14 protein-coding genes are annotated in these 16,584 nt (G+C 35.9%); 9 read left to right on the top strand and 5 right to left on the bottom strand.

What is annotated here, in order from left to right; translation table 11 throughout:
- Positions 1 to 77 precede the first annotated feature (77 nt).
- The 4 genes from MZO21_RS12590 to MZO21_RS12575 all read left to right on the top strand — a co-directional run bounded on the left by MZO21_RS12590 (position 78) and on the right by MZO21_RS12575 (position 4,716).
- On the top strand, positions 78 to 731 hold the full coding sequence (locus MZO21_RS12590) for a hypothetical protein (RefSeq protein WP_248104018.1): 654 nt from the start codon (positions 78 to 80) through the stop codon (positions 729 to 731).
- Positions 732 to 1,210: 479 nt separating this feature from the next.
- Positions 1,211 to 2,656 carry an aldehyde dehydrogenase family protein gene (locus tag MZO21_RS12585; protein WP_248104021.1) on the top strand — a complete coding sequence of 482 codons (1,446 nt, stop codon included), beginning with the start codon at positions 1,211 to 1,213 and terminating at the stop codon, positions 2,654 to 2,656.
- A 466-nt stretch (positions 2,657 to 3,122) separates the two neighbouring features.
- Positions 3,123 to 4,607 (top strand): sodium-dependent transporter, encoded by a 1,485-nt coding sequence (locus MZO21_RS12580; protein WP_248104024.1) that lies wholly within the window; start codon positions 3,123 to 3,125, stop codon positions 4,605 to 4,607.
- A 1-nt stretch (position 4,608) separates the two neighbouring features.
- Positions 4,609 to 4,716 carry a methionine/alanine import family NSS transporter small subunit gene (locus MZO21_RS12575; protein ID WP_154773724.1) on the top strand — a complete coding sequence of 36 codons (108 nt, stop codon included), beginning with the start codon at positions 4,609 to 4,611 and terminating at the stop codon, positions 4,714 to 4,716.
- Between the two features lie 61 nt (positions 4,717 to 4,777).
- Here the strand turns inward: MZO21_RS12575 and rsmB are convergent, their stop codons facing one another.
- A complete protein-coding gene (gene rsmB, locus MZO21_RS12570) occupies positions 4,778 to 6,082 on the bottom strand; it encodes a 16S rRNA (cytosine(967)-C(5))-methyltransferase RsmB (protein WP_154773722.1) in 1,305 nt (434 codons plus the stop codon).
- Complete coding sequence (gene fmt / locus MZO21_RS12565) at positions 6,082 to 7,041, bottom strand: methionyl-tRNA formyltransferase (RefSeq protein WP_171501375.1); 960 nt, start codon at positions 7,039 to 7,041, stop codon at positions 6,082 to 6,084. Before fmt ends, rsmB begins: the two co-directional genes overlap by 1 nt.
- Positions 7,042 to 7,167: 126 nt before the next feature.
- Between fmt and MZO21_RS12560 the strand changes: the two genes are divergently transcribed.
- Both MZO21_RS12560 and ilvD read left to right on the top strand, forming a co-directional pair.
- Positions 7,168 to 8,333 (top strand): IS3-like element ISAba22 family transposase gene (locus MZO21_RS12560; RefSeq protein WP_248104027.1). Its coding sequence is split into 2 segments (ribosomal slippage): positions 7,168 to 7,426 and positions 7,426 to 8,333, totalling 1,167 coding nucleotides; the frame shifts between segments, so codons are not numbered across the junction.
- Between the two features lie 430 nt (positions 8,334 to 8,763).
- Complete coding sequence (gene ilvD, locus MZO21_RS12555) at positions 8,764 to 10,593, top strand: dihydroxy-acid dehydratase (RefSeq protein WP_154773807.1); 1,830 nt, start codon at positions 8,764 to 8,766, stop codon at positions 10,591 to 10,593.
- A 137-nt stretch (positions 10,594 to 10,730) separates the two neighbouring features.
- On the opposite strand, the gene MZO21_RS12550 is transcribed toward ilvD, so the two are convergent.
- Positions 10,731 to 11,432, bottom strand: coding sequence for an IS1 family transposase (locus tag MZO21_RS12550; RefSeq protein ID WP_152874006.1), 702 nt, complete (start codon positions 11,430 to 11,432; stop codon positions 10,731 to 10,733).
- A 213-nt stretch (positions 11,433 to 11,645) separates the two neighbouring features.
- Here MZO21_RS12550 and MZO21_RS12545 point away from each other — a divergent pair, with 213 nt between their 5' ends.
- The 3 genes from MZO21_RS12545 (at position 11,646) to MZO21_RS12535 (ending at position 14,096) form a co-directional block, all read left to right on the top strand.
- Positions 11,646 to 12,947, top strand: coding sequence for a hypothetical protein (locus MZO21_RS12545; protein WP_154773129.1), 1,302 nt, complete (start codon positions 11,646 to 11,648; stop codon positions 12,945 to 12,947).
- A complete protein-coding gene (locus MZO21_RS12540) occupies positions 12,944 to 13,228 on the top strand; it encodes a chorismate mutase (RefSeq protein ID WP_154773130.1) in 285 nt (94 codons plus the stop codon). Before MZO21_RS12545 ends, MZO21_RS12540 begins: the two co-directional genes overlap by 4 nt.
- Before the next feature lie 145 nt (positions 13,229 to 13,373).
- Positions 13,374 to 14,096 (top strand): sulfite exporter TauE/SafE family protein, encoded by a 723-nt coding sequence (locus tag MZO21_RS12535; protein WP_154773131.1) that lies wholly within the window; start codon positions 13,374 to 13,376, stop codon positions 14,094 to 14,096.
- Between the two features lie 74 nt (positions 14,097 to 14,170).
- Here the strand turns inward: MZO21_RS12535 and MZO21_RS12530 are convergent, their stop codons facing one another.
- Together MZO21_RS12530 and MZO21_RS12525 are read right to left on the bottom strand one after the other, a co-directional pair.
- Positions 14,171 to 15,076, bottom strand: a complete 906-nt coding sequence (locus tag MZO21_RS12530) for a LysR family transcriptional regulator (protein WP_248104051.1) — start codon at positions 15,074 to 15,076, stop codon at positions 14,171 to 14,173.
- A gap of 95 nt (positions 15,077 to 15,171) precedes the next feature.
- Entirely contained in the window at positions 15,172 to 16,473 is a 1,302-nt protein-coding gene (locus MZO21_RS12525; RefSeq protein WP_248104053.1) for a solute carrier family 23 protein, read from the bottom strand.
- Positions 16,474 to 16,584: the final 111 nt, after the last annotated feature.

The raw sequence follows: 16,584 nt of genomic DNA, 5'->3' as shown, positions 1-16,584 counted from the left end.
GAATTTTAAGAATGAAAATATTAGGAAAAATAAAATATTATTTATCAAATTAAGGTATTAATAATAGGGAAGTTTTAATGATACTTAAAAAGTATGATGCAGAGAATTATAGAGTGCTTTTAGATGAAAGGTGGACATTAGAAAATTTAAATGATTTTACAAGACTATATATGCAGAATTATGCATTTTTATATTGCCTTGAAAATAATATAAATAATTCAAGAGCAGCAGCTTTATTTAATGAGCTAAATGAATATAAGCTTCGTGATGGATTAACGTATGTAAATATATATTCTTTATTTATTAAGCATATACCAAGTAAGGAGCGTCCAAAAGTACGTGCTATATCTTATGCGTCACCTGGATTTATAGAGCTGATTTTAAATTATGAAGTAGCGATAAATATAGCTTTAAGCATTGCTGCATTTATTAAGGGATTAACGGCTACTGCTGAAACTTATAATAAGTTGCATAGTATACTTATTGAACTTGGACGAAAGCGTAAAGAGAAGCAGAATCATCTTTTAAAACTTGATGTAGAAACTATAAAACATGTTAGAAAGTTAAATGAAGAGCTAGCAAAAGGCTTAGGATTTAATAGTTTGAAGGATATGTATGATAATTTTGGAGATGAAGAAGAAGTTTCTAAACTATTATTGGCTCATTATCGGAGAATGAAAGGTATGAGTAAATTAGTTAAAGAAGGTAAAATCAAATTTCCTCTAGAATAAATAATGATGGATTATATTTTTTAAGCTAATGATAATTAACGTTTTAGTAACTATTAGTGAAAATGGATAAATTAAAATTACTTATAGAAATGAGTTGTAAGAAGTAAAGACAAAATTCAATATGCTATATTTTTATTATAAGAATAAAATGTGTAATTTATAAAAAAGATACCCCATCATCCTGACGGGGTTTCTTTGTATTCAATGAAAAGTAAAACTCCTGTTGTACCTAGCATCCTGCTGTCTATTATTTTCTTCTTTTTATTGTTTCTTATATTGAGACCTACCTGTCTCTGTATGAACCTAATATAAAATAAATAAAAAATGATGCATATTCGGCATTCTCCTCATTAAATGTACGAAATAGCGTACATAGTGGAAACATCAAATTGTTACTTAAAAACAGTGAAGCTTGAGCCAACTAAGCGCATTATATAAGGCAAGTAAATATAAACGCTTTATAGAATGAGGATGCTGTAATGACCGAAAGCAATCAACACATTAAAGACTATCCACTTTATGTTGCAGGTAAGGCTTACAAAACCGAAAAATGGTTAGATGTGCAAGATAAATACAAGCAAACTACATTTGCACGTGTGGCATTAGCAGATGAGAAAACATTACAAAAAGCGATTCAATCTGCGGTTAAAGCAGAAAAGGAAATGGCAAAATTAGAACCATTTCAAAAACAAAAAATACTATTACATTGCGTAAAACGTTTTAATGAAATGCGTGATGAACTAATTGAAATTTTAATTGCAGAAGGTGGAAAACCTCGAAAAGCCGCAGCCGCAGAAGTTGAACGTTTAATAAATACCTTTCAAATTGCAGCAGATGCGGTGACACAACTAGATGAAGGTAAGCTCATTCCTTTGGCGGTCACAGCATCATCATCAGGTTATCAAGGTTTCGTAAAACAAGTTCCGATTGGTGTTGTTTCTTTAATTAGCCCATTTAATTTTCCACTTAATTTAACGGCTCATAAAATTGCGCCAGCCATTGCAGCAGGTTGTCCATTTGTATTAAAACCTGCAAGTTTAACGCCAATTTCAGCAATTAAAATTGCTGAAGTTTTAGCCGAAACAGACTTACCTAAAGGTGCATTTTCAGTCTTACCTTGCCCAAGAGAACATGCAGATATCTTAGTTACAGATGACCGCTTTAAGCTTTTGAGTTTTACAGGCTCAGATGTTGTGGGCTGGGATATGAAAGCCCGTGCAGGTCGTAAAAAAGTCACCTTAGAATTGGGTGGAAATGCCGCAGTATTGGTTGAACCTGACACAGAAATTACAGATGCATTTATTGATCGGTTGATTGGTGGAGCATATAACCATGCAGGGCAGGTGTGTATTAGCGTACAGCGCATTTTAGTACATGCGGATATTTATGTAGATGTGAAGAAAAAGTTAATTTCAAAACTGAAAAAAATTAAAGCCGCAGATCCATCTTTAGACACAACATTGGTGGGTCCAATGATTAAGGATGCTGAAGCCATTCGACTAAAAAAATGGGTCGATAAAGCAATTAAAAAAGGAGCGAAAGTGCTTTCAGGTGGAGATGTTCAAGGCGTGATGTTTGAACCAACTTTGCTTGAAAATGTAGATGAATCACTTGAAGTATATAAAGATGAAGTCTTTGGACCTGTTGCCGTGATTGAGAAATATAAATCCTTTGAGCAGGGCATAGATAAAATCAATTCAAGTCGATTTGGTTTACAAGCAGGTGTATATACTCAAAACTTAAATAAGATGATGTATGCATGGAATAACTTACATGTTGGTGGTGTGATTATTAATGATATTCCATCTTTTCGGGTAGATAACATGCCTTATGGTGGTGTCAAAGACTCAGGACTAGGGCGTGAAGGTATTCAGTCAGCAATTCGTGATATGCAAGAAGAACGCGTTTTAGCAATTAAGCTTTAATATTTCATTTGTGTAATTTAAACCTGCAACTATAAATATATGGTTGCAGATCATAAGAATAAATGACAATTCAAGTAAATGAAAATCTATTTCTATTCTCTGTTTCTCATTTGCATAGCGAATACTATTGTTGATACTTAAATTACATTATAATTTTTAAGTTATTTTGCAAAATATGATTAATTTTTAATCCTTTATTAATATATAGATTATAAAAACTAAAAAATTTGCAAAAAATACACAAAAAGAAGTAAAAACTCGTTATTGTTGTTTTCATATAAGACACGTATTTAAAAATGGACTTTAACCAAGGCATTTTTGACGGTGTTCTGTTTGATATTTAGAACAGCATGCTCAAAAGGCATAAAACTAAATCGGACAAAAAATATTTTAAGTGGTCGCTTTCTTGCTTGCGTATACATCCTAATAACAAGCAGCAATTGAGTACCCAAAATTTAGGTGTTTTATGACAAATTCTCGTGAAAATTGGTCTGCACGATCAGGCTTCATTATTGCCGCAATTGGATCTGCCGTTGGCCTTGGTAATATTTGGCGCTTTCCATATGTTGCCTATGAAAATGGTGGAGGTGCATTTTTAATTCCATACTTAGTTGCTATTTTTGCAGCAGGGCTACCATTATTATTCTTGGATTATGCTGTAGGGCATAAGTTCCGAAAAGCACCACCAACAGCCTATAAAAAGCTTATGAACAGTGAAGCTTTAGGTTGGTGGCAAGTAATGGTTACGCTAATCATTGGTATTTACTATGCAAGCGTACTATCTTGGGCTGGTAGTTATATCTTCTATTCCATTGGTCAAAAATGGGGCGAAGATACACAAGGCTTCTTCTTTAATACCTATTTACAAAATGGTACAGGTTTGGAATTTGGTTTTGTTCCAATACTATTCTTTGGATTAGTGATTGTTTGGGCAATTACCATGTTCATTCTGTATGGTGGTGTGAAAAAAGGTGTAGAACTTTCAAATAAGATTTTTATTCCATTACTTGTTATTTTATTTACTATTTTAGTGATTCAAGCTGTGCGTTTACCAGGTGCTGTAGAGGGCTTAAATGCATTCTTTACACCAAACTGGGAAGCAATGGCGAACTATAAAGTATGGTTAGCTGCTTTTGGTCATATCTTCTTCTCGTTATCTATTGGCTTCGGGATCATGTTGACCTATGCATCTTACTTAAAAGTAAAAACCAACTTAACCGGTTCAGGTGTTGTGGTCGCATTAGCAAACTCATCATTTGAAATTTTGGCAGGTATTGGTATTTTTGCTGCACTAGGTTTTATGGCATTTAGCGCAGGCGTACCTGTAAATGAAGTGGTATCTGGTGGTATTGGCTTAGCCTTCATTGCATTCCCTAAAATTATTTCAAGTTTAGGTGCGGGTGGTGATTTATTTGGTTTCTTATTCTTCTCATCTCTTGCTGTAGCAGGTATCACCTCTATGGTAAGTATTTTAGAAGTGCCAATTGCATCTTTCCAAGATAAATTGGGTTGGTCACGTAAGAAAGCCGTAACCATTGTTGCTGGTGGTTCTGCTATTGTTTCTACTTTAATTTTCTCGACAAAAAGTGCAATCACCTTTGTAGATATTATCGATTACTTTGCCAATAACATTGGTATTGTATTGGGTGGCTTACTTTCTATTGTATTGGTAACTTGGTTCCGTCGTCCTTTATTGGCTCAGTTAAAAGATCATATTAACCAATACTCAAGTATTAAATTGGGTAAAGGTTGGGATTTCTTATTAACAGTAGTTACACCACTGTCATTATTAGTTGCTTTAGGTTTAACACTTAAAGCTGTAGTAACTGAAGGTTACGGTGGATACGCACCTGAAGTGCTATGGCCAATTGCAGGCGCTGTTCTTGCTGTATTTATTATTGGTGCAATTGCATTTAGTTGCTTAAAAGATAAAGATTCTGAGGAGAACTAAGATGAATACATCGGCAACAATTATGTTGATTATTTCAACGGTTTTACTTTGGGGTGGTTTAATTTTGGCAACAGTTCACTTAATTAAACATCCTGACGAAGACGAATAAACATAAAAAAAGGAACCGCAAAGGTTCCTTTTTTTATGGCTTAATTTAAATAAATCTGAAATTAAACTTTTTGAATACGGCAGTAGTAGAAACCATCGCCACGACCAACTTGTGGTAAAAGTTGGCGACCATGAATTTGTTCAATACCCCAATCTGCATCAATTTTAACTTCTTGAGCATCAGAATGATTTTTGAAAAATTCAATCATCTGCTGTTCATTTTCTGCTTTTAAAATTGAGCAGGTAATGTAAAGCAATGTTCCACCAGCTTTCAGTTGTTGCCACATATTTTCAAGAATTTGCTTTTGCAATTCTACAGTTTTAGCAATATCTGTAGATTGACGAAGTAAACGAATATCAGGATGACGACGCATTACACCAACAGCAGAACATGGCGCATCTAAAACAATACAGTCCGCTTGTTCAGGTGCAGTCCAAGTTACTGCATTGGCAGTAATAATTTCAACATGCTTACCATCTAAAATTAAACGCTCTAAGTTTTCAGAAACACGTTTTAAGCGCTTTTCATCTTGATCGAGTGCAATTAATTTTTTAGGTTGGAATGTTTCTAAAATATGCGCTGTTTTACCGCCAGGCGCAGAACATGCATCAATCACAAACTTACCATCTAAATTAGGTAATAAAGTTGCGCAAAGTTGAGCATGTTCATCTTGAACAGAAAAACCGCCCGCTTCGAAACCAGGCAAGCTTGGAATGTGTAAACTTTCGTCCATCACAATACCAACTTCTGAAATTTCACAACGATGTGCATCAATACCTTCATCTTCTAAAATATCAAGATATTCATCGCGACCCACTTGGCGTGTATTTACACGTAAAGTAAGAGGAGCAACTTGCTTGAGTTCATAACTAATTTCAGCAAGTTGTTCTGGCCAGTCTTTTTTCAAGCGCTTAGATAACCAACTTGGTAAACCAGGTGCTTGTTCAAGTACGTCGTAAAATTCTTCAGTTTCACGTGTAGCACGACGTAAAATCGCATTCACCACGCCACTTAAACTTTCCATACCAAGTTGTTTAGCAGCTTCTACAGTTTCTGAAATTGCCGCATGTGCTGCAACTCTAGTACACAATAATTGATATAAACCAAGATAAAGACAAGTTTCAACAACTTGATTTTCTAAAGGCTTAGAAAGTAAAGGTAGGGTTAACTGTTTAAGCGAATGCCATTGACGTAAACAACCAAGTACTAGCTCATGATAAAGCGCACGGTCTTTATCCGACACAATATTCATGTGTTGAGCCAATACAGATTGTAATGACTGACCATTTTGGACAGCCAATAACGTTTTCACAACCTGAGCACGTAAGTTGAGGTTTTTACCCGAGGCGTGGGAAGATTGCTTCATTATAAAATTTGTCCAAGATTCAATTTTTGGGTTTGCATAATTTGCACGGCATTCAGAGGTTTACCCCCCGGCCATTGGAGAGATGTAAGGGTAATCACGGTATTATTTGCACATGCAACATGTACACCGTGTTTATCTATGGCAAGAATTTCACCTATTTTAGCATTGTTTGCACTTAGAGTTGAGATTTGTGAATTCCAAACACGCAAGTTATTTTTTTCATCTAAAGCAATAAAGGCAACAGGCCACGGATTAAAAGCACGAATATTTAAATCAATTTGCTTTGCATTAACATCCCAATTTATTTCAGCTTCAGCTTTTGAAAGCTTATGTGCATAAACAGTTAAAGCTTCATCTTGAACTTCACGAATATCTAAATAGTGTTGTAATTTTTCTTCTGTTTCTAATACGTCAACAATTGCCTGTGCACCTTGTTCTGCTAATTTGTCATGCAAACTTGCTGATGTGTCAGTTGCTTCTATTGGACAGACTGTTTTGAACATCATATCGCCAGTATCTAAACCCGCTGCCATTTTCATAATGGTTACGCCAGTTTCAGAATCACCTGTTGCAATAGCACGCTGAATAGGCGCTGCACCACGCCAACGGGGTAACAATGAACCATGAATATTCAAACAACCGTATTTAGGAGTGTCTAAAACTACTTGCGGCAAAATTAGACCATAAGCGGCAACGACCATTACGTCAGCATTTAATGCTTTGAGCTCTGCTTGTGCTGCTAAACCTTCTTCAGTCGAAGACTTAAAATGTAAAGGTTGATAAACGGGAATGTTGTGCTCTAAAGCAAGTTGTTTAACAGCAGATGCTGTGAGTTTTTGTCCACGACCAGCTTTACGATCTGGTTGAGTATATACCGCAACAATTTCGTGATTTGTATTTATTAAAGCAGCCAAAGCAGATGCTGCAAACTCAGGAGTTCCTGCAAAGATGATTTTCACACACCAAGTCCAATGAAAAATTGCATTTATTATATGCGATTTTATTTACTAAAAAGAAAATGATGTGTGCTGAAAAAACAGGAGGTTTTAACTTGGTAAACTAAACACACTCATCAGGAGTTTACCATGAGCAAGAAACACAAGACTTACACCACAGAATTTAAAGCTGAAGCCATCAAATTAATTGAAGCCAATCAAGGCAATGTCTCGGAAACAGCTAGACAACTTAGCATTTCAATGCAAACTCTTTCAAATTGGAATACCAAAGCAAAGGCTGGAACTTTAGCAGGTACAAAACAGTATTCACCTGATCTAAACGCTCTACTCGAAGAAAATAAAAAACTCAAACAACAGCTCAAAATAGCTGAAATGGAACGTGAATTTTTAAAAAAGGCAGCAGCGTACTTTGCCAAAGAAAGTCAGTAAGGTACGCCTATATTAAACAAAAAAGATATTCTTTTCCAATTACCTTAATGGCTCGATTACTTCATGTTTCAGTTTCATGTTTTTATGATTGGCTCAAGAGAGGCGTGAGCAAAAGAACGATTCAACGAAATCAACAGACGATATTGGTGAAAATAGCCCATGAGGAGACAAGGCAGAGCTATGGTTATATTCGATTAACCAAATACTTACAAGCTCAGGGTATAAAAATGAGTATGTACGCTGTACGTCAGATAAAAGCGCTGAACCACCTGTATTGTAAGCGACACAAGCGTTTTAAAAGGACTACGAATAGTGACCATAATCGAGCGATCTATGAAAACCTGCTGGAGCAACAATTCTCAATGACTAGACCAAATCAAGCATGGTCAAGTGATATTACGTACATATGGACTGTTGAAGGATGGCTGTATTTAGCAGCGGTAAAAGACCTTTACACGAAGCAAGTGGTTGGCTATAGCTTAAATGAGCGCATGACAACACAGCTTGTTTGTAATGCGCTAAATATGGCTATTCACAATCAAAAACCAACCAAAGAACTGATTGTGCATTCAGACAGAGGAAGTCAATATAGCAGCCATGAATATCGAAATATACTTGAGCAATATGGTTTTCAAGGTTCAATGAGCAAGCGCGGAGACTGTTACGATAATGCACCGATTGAAAGCTTTTGGGGAATACTGAAAAATGAGTTAGTGCATCATTACAACTATCAAACCAGAGAAGAAGCCAAAGCAGATATTATAAAATACATTGAGTTATTTTATAATCATCGAAGAATTCAAAAGGGTTTGGGTTTTAAGACACCAAATCAAATGGCCGAAGACTTTTATAAGTTGGCTGCCTAGAATCTTCCAAGGGAAAGTCTCCTGATAATTCAGCGTATATCATTCTCCTATAGCAGCAGAAATTTGTATGGATGAAATTGGTAAACAATGTACAGGTTTATATTTCAATAAAAGATAATATAAAAGCTATAAAAAAGAGTTCTGAGGAGCTCTTTTTTATAGCTTTTATTTATGCAAAATTGAAAAATTATTCATATAATTTTTATATTTTCTCTATCGATATAGCGGTATAGTAGAAAAAGAATCATGTATTGAATTGAAGATTGATTAAGAAATTTCATATAGATAATGAAAATTTCAGTGATCATACTGTAAACACAAGTTATAGTATGAAAACTCAGTCTTTGGCTGATATATTGAATATTAATAGGAATATTTCGCCAGAATAGGCTAAGTACTTATTCAAGCATATACATTGTTGGAAAACACCATGCCAGATTATCGTTCAAAAACATCAACACACGGAAGAAATATGGCCGGCGCACGTGGCTTATGGCGTGCAACAGGTATGAAAGATGAAGATTTCGGTAAGCCAATTATTGCCGTGGTTAACTCATTTACTCAATTTGTACCGGGTCATGTACACCTAAAAGATTTAGGTCAGTTGGTTGCTGAACAAATTCAGGCATCTGGTGGTGTGGCAAAAGAATTTAATACCATTGCCGTGGATGATGGTATTGCAATGGGACATGACGGCATGCTGTATTCACTGCCATCACGTGACTTAATTGCAGACTCAGTTGAATACATGGTGAATGCACATTGCGCCGATGCAATGGTGTGTATTTCAAACTGTGACAAAATTACACCTGGGATGTTAATGGCATCTATGCGCTTAAACATTCCAGTGGTATTTGTATCTGGCGGTCCAATGGAAGCGGGTAAAGTCCAAATCCGTGGTAATGAACAAGCAATTGACCTTGTTGATGCCATGATTGTGGCAGCAGATGACAACTTTACAGATGAAGAAGTAAAAGCGTATGAACGTTCTGCATGTCCAACTTGTGGTTCGTGTTCAGGTATGTTCACTGCCAACTCAATGAACTGCTTAACTGAAGCTTTAGGTTTATCTTTACCAGGTAATGGTTCTACGCTTGCAACACATGCAAACCGTAAAAAGTTATTTGAAAAAGCTGGTCAATTGATCGTTGAAATTACTAAACGTCATTATGAACAAAATGATTACAGCGTATTGCCACGTAATGTAGCCACTAAAGCATCGTATGAAAATGCAATGACTTTGGACATTGCTATGGGCGGTTCAACCAATACTGTACTTCACTTGTTGGCGGCTGCACACGAAGCAGAAGTTGATTTTACAATGGACGATATCGATCGTTTATCTCGTAAAGTGCCAGTGCTATGTAAAGTTGCACCTGCGGTAAAAAATGTCCATATGGAAGATATTCACCGCGCTGGCGGCATTATGTCAATCTTAGGTGAGTTAGATCGTGCAGGCTTACTAGATACATCAGTTCCAACCGTACATGAGGCAACATTAAAAGATGCTTTAGACAAGTGGGATATTATCCGCACTGAAGATGAAGACGTATATAAATTCTTTAAATCTGCACCGGGCGGTGTGCCAACTCAAACAGCATTTTCGCAAGATCGTTACTATTCACGCCTTGATGGTGACCGTGAAAATGGTGTGATTCGTAATGCAGAACATGCCTTCTCTAAAGATGGTGGTTTAGCAGTACTTTACGGTAACATCGCACTTGATGGCTGTATCGTAAAAACTGCGGGTGTAGATGACTCTATCCTTAAATTTAACGGTACAGCACGCGTATTTGAAAGCCAAGATGATGCAGTAGAGGCAATTCTTGGTGGCAAAATTGTTGCGGGTGATGTGGTTCTGATCCGTTACGAAGGCCCACAAGGTGGTCCGGGTATGCAAGAAATGTTGTACCCAACAAGTTACTTAAAATCGAAAGGTTTAGGTAAAGATTGTGCATTGGTAACAGATGGTCGTTTCTCGGGTGGTTCTTCAGGTCTTTCAATTGGTCACGTTTCACCAGAAGCGGCTGAAGGCGGTACAATTGCTTTAGTTGAAGATGGCGACCGTATCGAAATTGATATTCCAAACCGTACAATTCATTTAGCAGTTGCGGATGATGTATTGGCACAACGTCGTGAAGTTCAGGAAGCAAAAGGTTGGAAGCCTGCAAAAGAACGTCCACGTAAAATTTCAAAAGCTTTAAAAGCCTATGCAATGCACACAACAAGTGCTGCGAAAGGTGCAGTACGCGAAATCTAAGTATTTATTATTAGATTAGCACAAAAAAAGCACTCATTTTTTGAGTGCTTTTTTATGAAATAAATTCATGAAATTGGTTAAATATTGCTGGATTTTTCAAAATGAAATTTGGTGGTGTTTCCAAAAGTATGCTGAAATTAAATGAAGCCATTATTGATATAAAAGAAGGTTAAGTCGAAGGCTTTAAAATGGTTTTCAAGCTTTTTCGAAAAATTACAACTTTTCCTAAAACTACGTCTAATTCGATGCCTTATTTTACAATTATTTCCTTCAATACCTACAGTAAAAAACTTACCAATACTTTGCTTACAGTTTTTAAAGGCAGTCACAAAACTATCCCAGTGATCACTTGAAATTCGGGTGTAGTGAACACCTAATTGCTTTAACTTTGCCTTCAATCGTTGGACTGTCGCCAGATCTCGTTTACCCCAAACATAAGCAACAATTTCACCTGTTTCTCTATGGTATGCGTAAATAAGCCATTGTTTATTCTTTTTATTTCCTACAAAAGTCCAAAACTCATCAACCTCAATAGATTCATAATAATTTTGCTTAGGGCGAATTTTATAAGTGGATTTACTTAATGTTCGTAAAACCTTACCTATGCTGACACGCTCGGTTTCTGCAATATCTCTTATACCACCCCCTCTAACCATCAGGTGGAGTATTTTATTTGTTATACCAGAATGACAACCTCGGTAACTAAGAGCATGATCCCCAATAAACTGACGCTTGCAGTTTTTACATTGATAGTTTTGCTTACCATTTAGTTTGAAGCCATTTTTCTTTATACTGTCACTTCGACAGGTTGGACATTTGATTTCTAGTGTTATTTGCATCTCACTATTTTATCAAAAGCCAACCTGTTTTTTTTCAGCATACTTTTTGAAACACCACCTGAAATTTATCTAAAGATTGAACATTTCATTTCGAATTGCTATAACTTTTTCATCAGGCTTATACTATTTTAATTATTTTTACTTTTAATTTTTTATGTTGCATGTTGATTCAATGTAAACGTTGAATATCAAACATTCTTCGAGGTTTATCTCATGTCATTGCTACGCCGTTGGTTCGATCCAATTCGATCGAGTTGGTTTTATCAAAAACCAATTCGCCAAGAGGTGTTATCTATAGATCAGGGATTGACTATTCATTTGCGTTTGGATGATGTTTATAGCTATTTAGCGGTTCAGCAATTACCACAATTAGAAGAAATATTAATAGAAGAATTAAAACCTTTAAAAGTCATAATTTCAGATAAAGCGGCAGAACCACCGAATAATATGTCTGCAATGGAATGGCAAAATTATTGTTTAAATGATGCCAAAATTTTGTCTAAACAGCACCGTTTTAGCTTTCATGAAGCACCTGAACAGCCAACAGAAGAGGCTTTAAAACAAGCTGAAGTTATCTTAAAAAATACGCCATTAAGAGGGCAGGATTTTCTATATTTATTGGAAGATGTATTTCACATGCTTTGGCAAAAGCAGTATGGAAAATTACGTACGCTCTATGCGATGGCAAGCCAACATCATAAAGTCCAAAATTTTGAAGAGCGTATTTTTAATAATGATGAAGTTCTTACTGGTTATTTTCAATTTGCTGACCGAAAGTATCATGCTGTAGATGATTTATTAAGGTTAACGCGCCGTTTAAAACGTCAAAATTTACTTACAGATAATCCAATTTTCTTAATTAATCATATTGAATGGCGTGAGCATTTAATTAGTGATGCAGAAGAGCTAAATGAAATTCAGGGATTAGATCCTGAATTAGATTTATATATTGCTTTAGAAGACCCAATTTCGTGGTTGCTATTGGCATATATAAAAGAAGAATTGGCGAATTATTATAATATTCAATTGAAGATCTATCCTTTAAGTTATCAAGGGCGAGATCAATTTGATTGGAGTCTGGCAACACGCTTATCGAAGCGTACAGAAGTTGCTTTTACACCATTTTGTCGCCCAACTGAAACAAGCACAATCAATATGGCGAAGTTGTTTTATAGTGTACCTGAAGAACAACAAATAGATGCTATTTATCATATTTTAAAAGCAGTTTGGACTGAAGGAAAAGACTTGTCTTATGCATCTCATTTAAATGAATTAATGCATGATTTAGATATTAAAGAACTTACAGATTTAGATGTAAGGTCAAAGCTTCAAGAAAATGATATTCATTGTGAAATGAAATCTCAACCGAACTTTCCTGTGCTTGATTTAAGAGTTGACGAGCAAAGTTATGTATTTAATAGCTTATATCGTGTTTGGATGATTGAAAGTATTTTCAGTAACGTGTTAGAACATAGATATAAAAGTGAAAGTAATACGGATAGCGAATTAAAATGAAAAGAGAAAAAGTGGAATCGCTAGAAGATGCACGTAATCGAGTAGATGCAATAGATGATGCATTGATTGAACTCATTGCAACGCGTCAATTTTATGTAGATCAGGTCATTCGTTTTAAGCGTAAATCGGAAGATATAAAGTCACCACGTATTGAAGAAGTGATCGAAAAAGTTTGCGTGCAAGCATCTGAACAAGGTTTAGATCCTGAGTTAATTGAAAATATTTATAGAGAAATGATTCAGCATTTTATTCGTCGTGAATTAAAAGAAATACACCTATAAAAAAAGGCATGTTTAACATGCCTTTTTTTATAGGTGTATTTTAAAGCAAGCCTCAATATTTTATTGAGGCTTGCTACATTAAACCCTGATTTTTAAAAGATGAAATTTTATTTAGCATAGCCAAACGTATTGAAGGATTTATCACATGGTTTGGTTTGTAATTACCGTATTTGCACTTGCAGGCATGATCAAAGGCACAATTGGTTTAGGTTTACCTGCTGTATCTATGGGATTATTGACCATGGTGATTAGTCCATTTCAAGCGGCAACGTTATTGATTATTCCATCTATGGTGACGAATATTTGGCAACTTTTTGCTGAAGGTCGTGTATTACAGCTAATTCGTCGATTTTGGTTATTGTTGATTGGTATTATTGTTGGTTCTATTTGGAGTGTTTTCCCAACTTTAGGCCATAGCGATTTTAATAGTGAAGCTTTGTTGGGCGGAATGCTTGCTCTCTATGGTTTGTATGGTTTGTTTGCCAAAAGTATGCCTAATTTATCAAAGTATGAAAATTGGTTGTCGCCAATTATGGGGTATTTAGGCGGTGCTTTAACTGTTGCGACGGGAGTTGTAGTTATTCCTGTTGTACCGTATTTACAGACCTTGAATTTACAACGTGATGATTTAGTTCAATCGCTTGGGTTAGCATTTACAACATCGACCATATGTTTAGCGATATTTTTACATCAAAATCCTGTTGAAAATATGCCAATTGATTATGTAATGTCTATGATTGCATTGATTCCTGCTTTGATAGGTATGTGGTTAGGTACAAAAATTCGTTACCGAATTTCTGAGCAAAAGTTTCGTAAAGTATTTTTCTTTGGCTTAATTGCTTTGGGTAGTTATATGATTTTACGGTAATCGCAATTTTCAGATAAATTAATTTTGAATATATAAAATCTAAGAATATGTGCTTGAGCTAATATTTTAATAACTCATTCCAATTTTAACTGACTATTCTGCGATATTAAAAACTGTGCAAAGTGCTGATATGTTACAGGCAGATCATCAAAAATTTTAGCAGTTAGTAATAACTTCCGATTCGCCCATTCACCTGTCAATTCCACATGTTGAAAAGCATATAACTCCTTTAAACGTAAAGCGGCACGTTTAGGCATAATCGCAATTCCAACACCATTGGCAACAACTTGCGCAATTGCCGCAAAATTGGGTAGACGTAAACGGTATTGGATTGTACAGCCTAATAACTTCGCTTGAGTTTCAATCGACTGCTGTAAAGAGTGGTATTGCATGAGCCCCACAAAAGCATGTGAAAGTAGGTCTGAAAGCTGTAGTTGATTTTGTGTTGCAAGTTCATGATGAATAGGGCAAATGAGCACCAAAGGATCATCTGAAAATTCCAAAGTTTGCAATTCGTGTGACTTAAAAAAACTTGAAATTAAACCTAGTTTAGCAACACCCGATTCAATTGCTTGCACAATATCATTCGATTCCGCCTCTTTTAAATCTATTTGAGTATTCGGGTTTTCAACTAAATATTGCGGTAATAATAAAGGTAAATATTCACTTTGCGCAGAAGAGTTACACCAAAGCGTAATACTAGAACTTAAACCCTCAGAAAAAGGTGCCATCGCTTGTTGCATCTGCTTAGTTTGTTGCAAAATTTGTTGTGCATGTTCTACAAAAGTTTGCCCTGCTAAAGTGAGTTGAACGCCAGAAGAGTGACGCGTAAACAAACTAACAGAAAGTAATTTTTCGAGCTTTTTAATGCGCTCACTACAGGCTTGAAGTGAAATAGCAGAACGTTCTGCACCTTTGGTGAGACTACCTGTATCAACAATATGAAGCACGAGTTGTAGGTCGAACAAATCTAAGCGCATAGTAAATAATCATTCTATATGTAGCTTTATCTTATGAAAAAATGAAGCATAAAAAAAGCAGTCCGAAGACTGCTATAAATATTTAATAACTTTTATTATGATTTGTCGCCTAAACTGAAGAACCAGTTCAAAATAAGTGCAGCAAATGTAGCGGTACCAATACCACCAAGGTTAAAGCTACCAAATTGAAGTGCAAAGTCGCCAGTACCTAAAATAATAGTTACTGCAGCAACCATTAGGTTTTTGTTCTTAGAAAAATCGACTTTGTTTTCAATCCAAATTTTTGCACCAGCAATAGTAATTAAACCAAATACCACAATTGAGGCACCTGTTAAAATTGCAGTTGGAATGGTATGAATGATTGCGCCAAACTTAGGCGAGAAGCCTAGGAAAATAGCAAATACACCTGCAAAAACAAAGATAATAGTAGAGTAAACACGAGTAACCGCCATTACACCAATATTTTCGCCGTAAGTTGTCATACCTGGAGCGCCAACACCGCCAGAAAGCGTAGTTGCAATACCATCGGCAACAAATGCTTTACCAATATGTGGATCTAGGTTTTCACCTGTCATTGCGCCAACAGCTTTAATATGACCTAAGTTTTCTGCCACTAAAATAAGCGCGATAGGGGCAATAATGAGCATTGCATTTGCGCTAAATTCAGGTGCATGGAACTGTGGTAAACCAAACCAAGATGCTTGTTGGATAGGTGCAAAGTTAATTGGTGTGCCATAACCCATTACATTTGAAATAATGTAATACGTTAAGTAAGCCAATAATAAGCCAACTAATAATAATAGACGTTGTAGTAAGCCTTTAGTGAATACTGCAATTGAACCCATGCAAAGCACAGTCACTAAAGCCATCCACATATTAAAGTTATTACCTGCAACACCTTTAATGGTGATTGGTGCTAAATTTAGACCAATAATCATCACCACAGCACCTGTTACAACAGGTGGCATGAGCTTTTCGATCCAACGGGTACCCGTTGCCATAACAATAAAACCGAAAATGGCATATAAAACACCACATGCCATAATACCGCCAGCAGCAAGGGCGATATTTGCATTTGGCGCGCCTGTACCTGAGGCTGCATAGCCTGTTGCGGCAATAACAACACCAATAAATGCAAAACTAGAACCTAAATAACTAGGAACACGACCACCTGTCATAAAGAAAAACAGGATGGTACAAATACCTGACATTAAAATGGCAAGGTTTGCATCGAAGCCCATTAAAAACGGAGCTAAAACGGTCGCACCAAACATAGCAAAAGCATGCTGTATGCCTAATACAATACTTTGTGCAGGAGGTAAATATTCGTTTGTACCTACAGGACGAGCATCAATACTGCCTTCGTATGCGCGCCATTTTGGAAACCAATTGGACATAAAATGAGCACTCAAAAGATAAATTGAACACATCATACTCTTGTTGTAAAAAAGTTTTAATGTCTTTAACAAAAAAAAAATTCAAACTAATTGCATGACTTTATTTGTTTT

Source organism: Acinetobacter portensis (genome assembly GCF_023158935.1).
Lineage (GTDB): Bacteria > Pseudomonadota > Gammaproteobacteria > Pseudomonadales > Moraxellaceae > Acinetobacter > Acinetobacter faecalis.
This window is presented reverse-complemented; position numbering and strand designations above follow the sequence as displayed.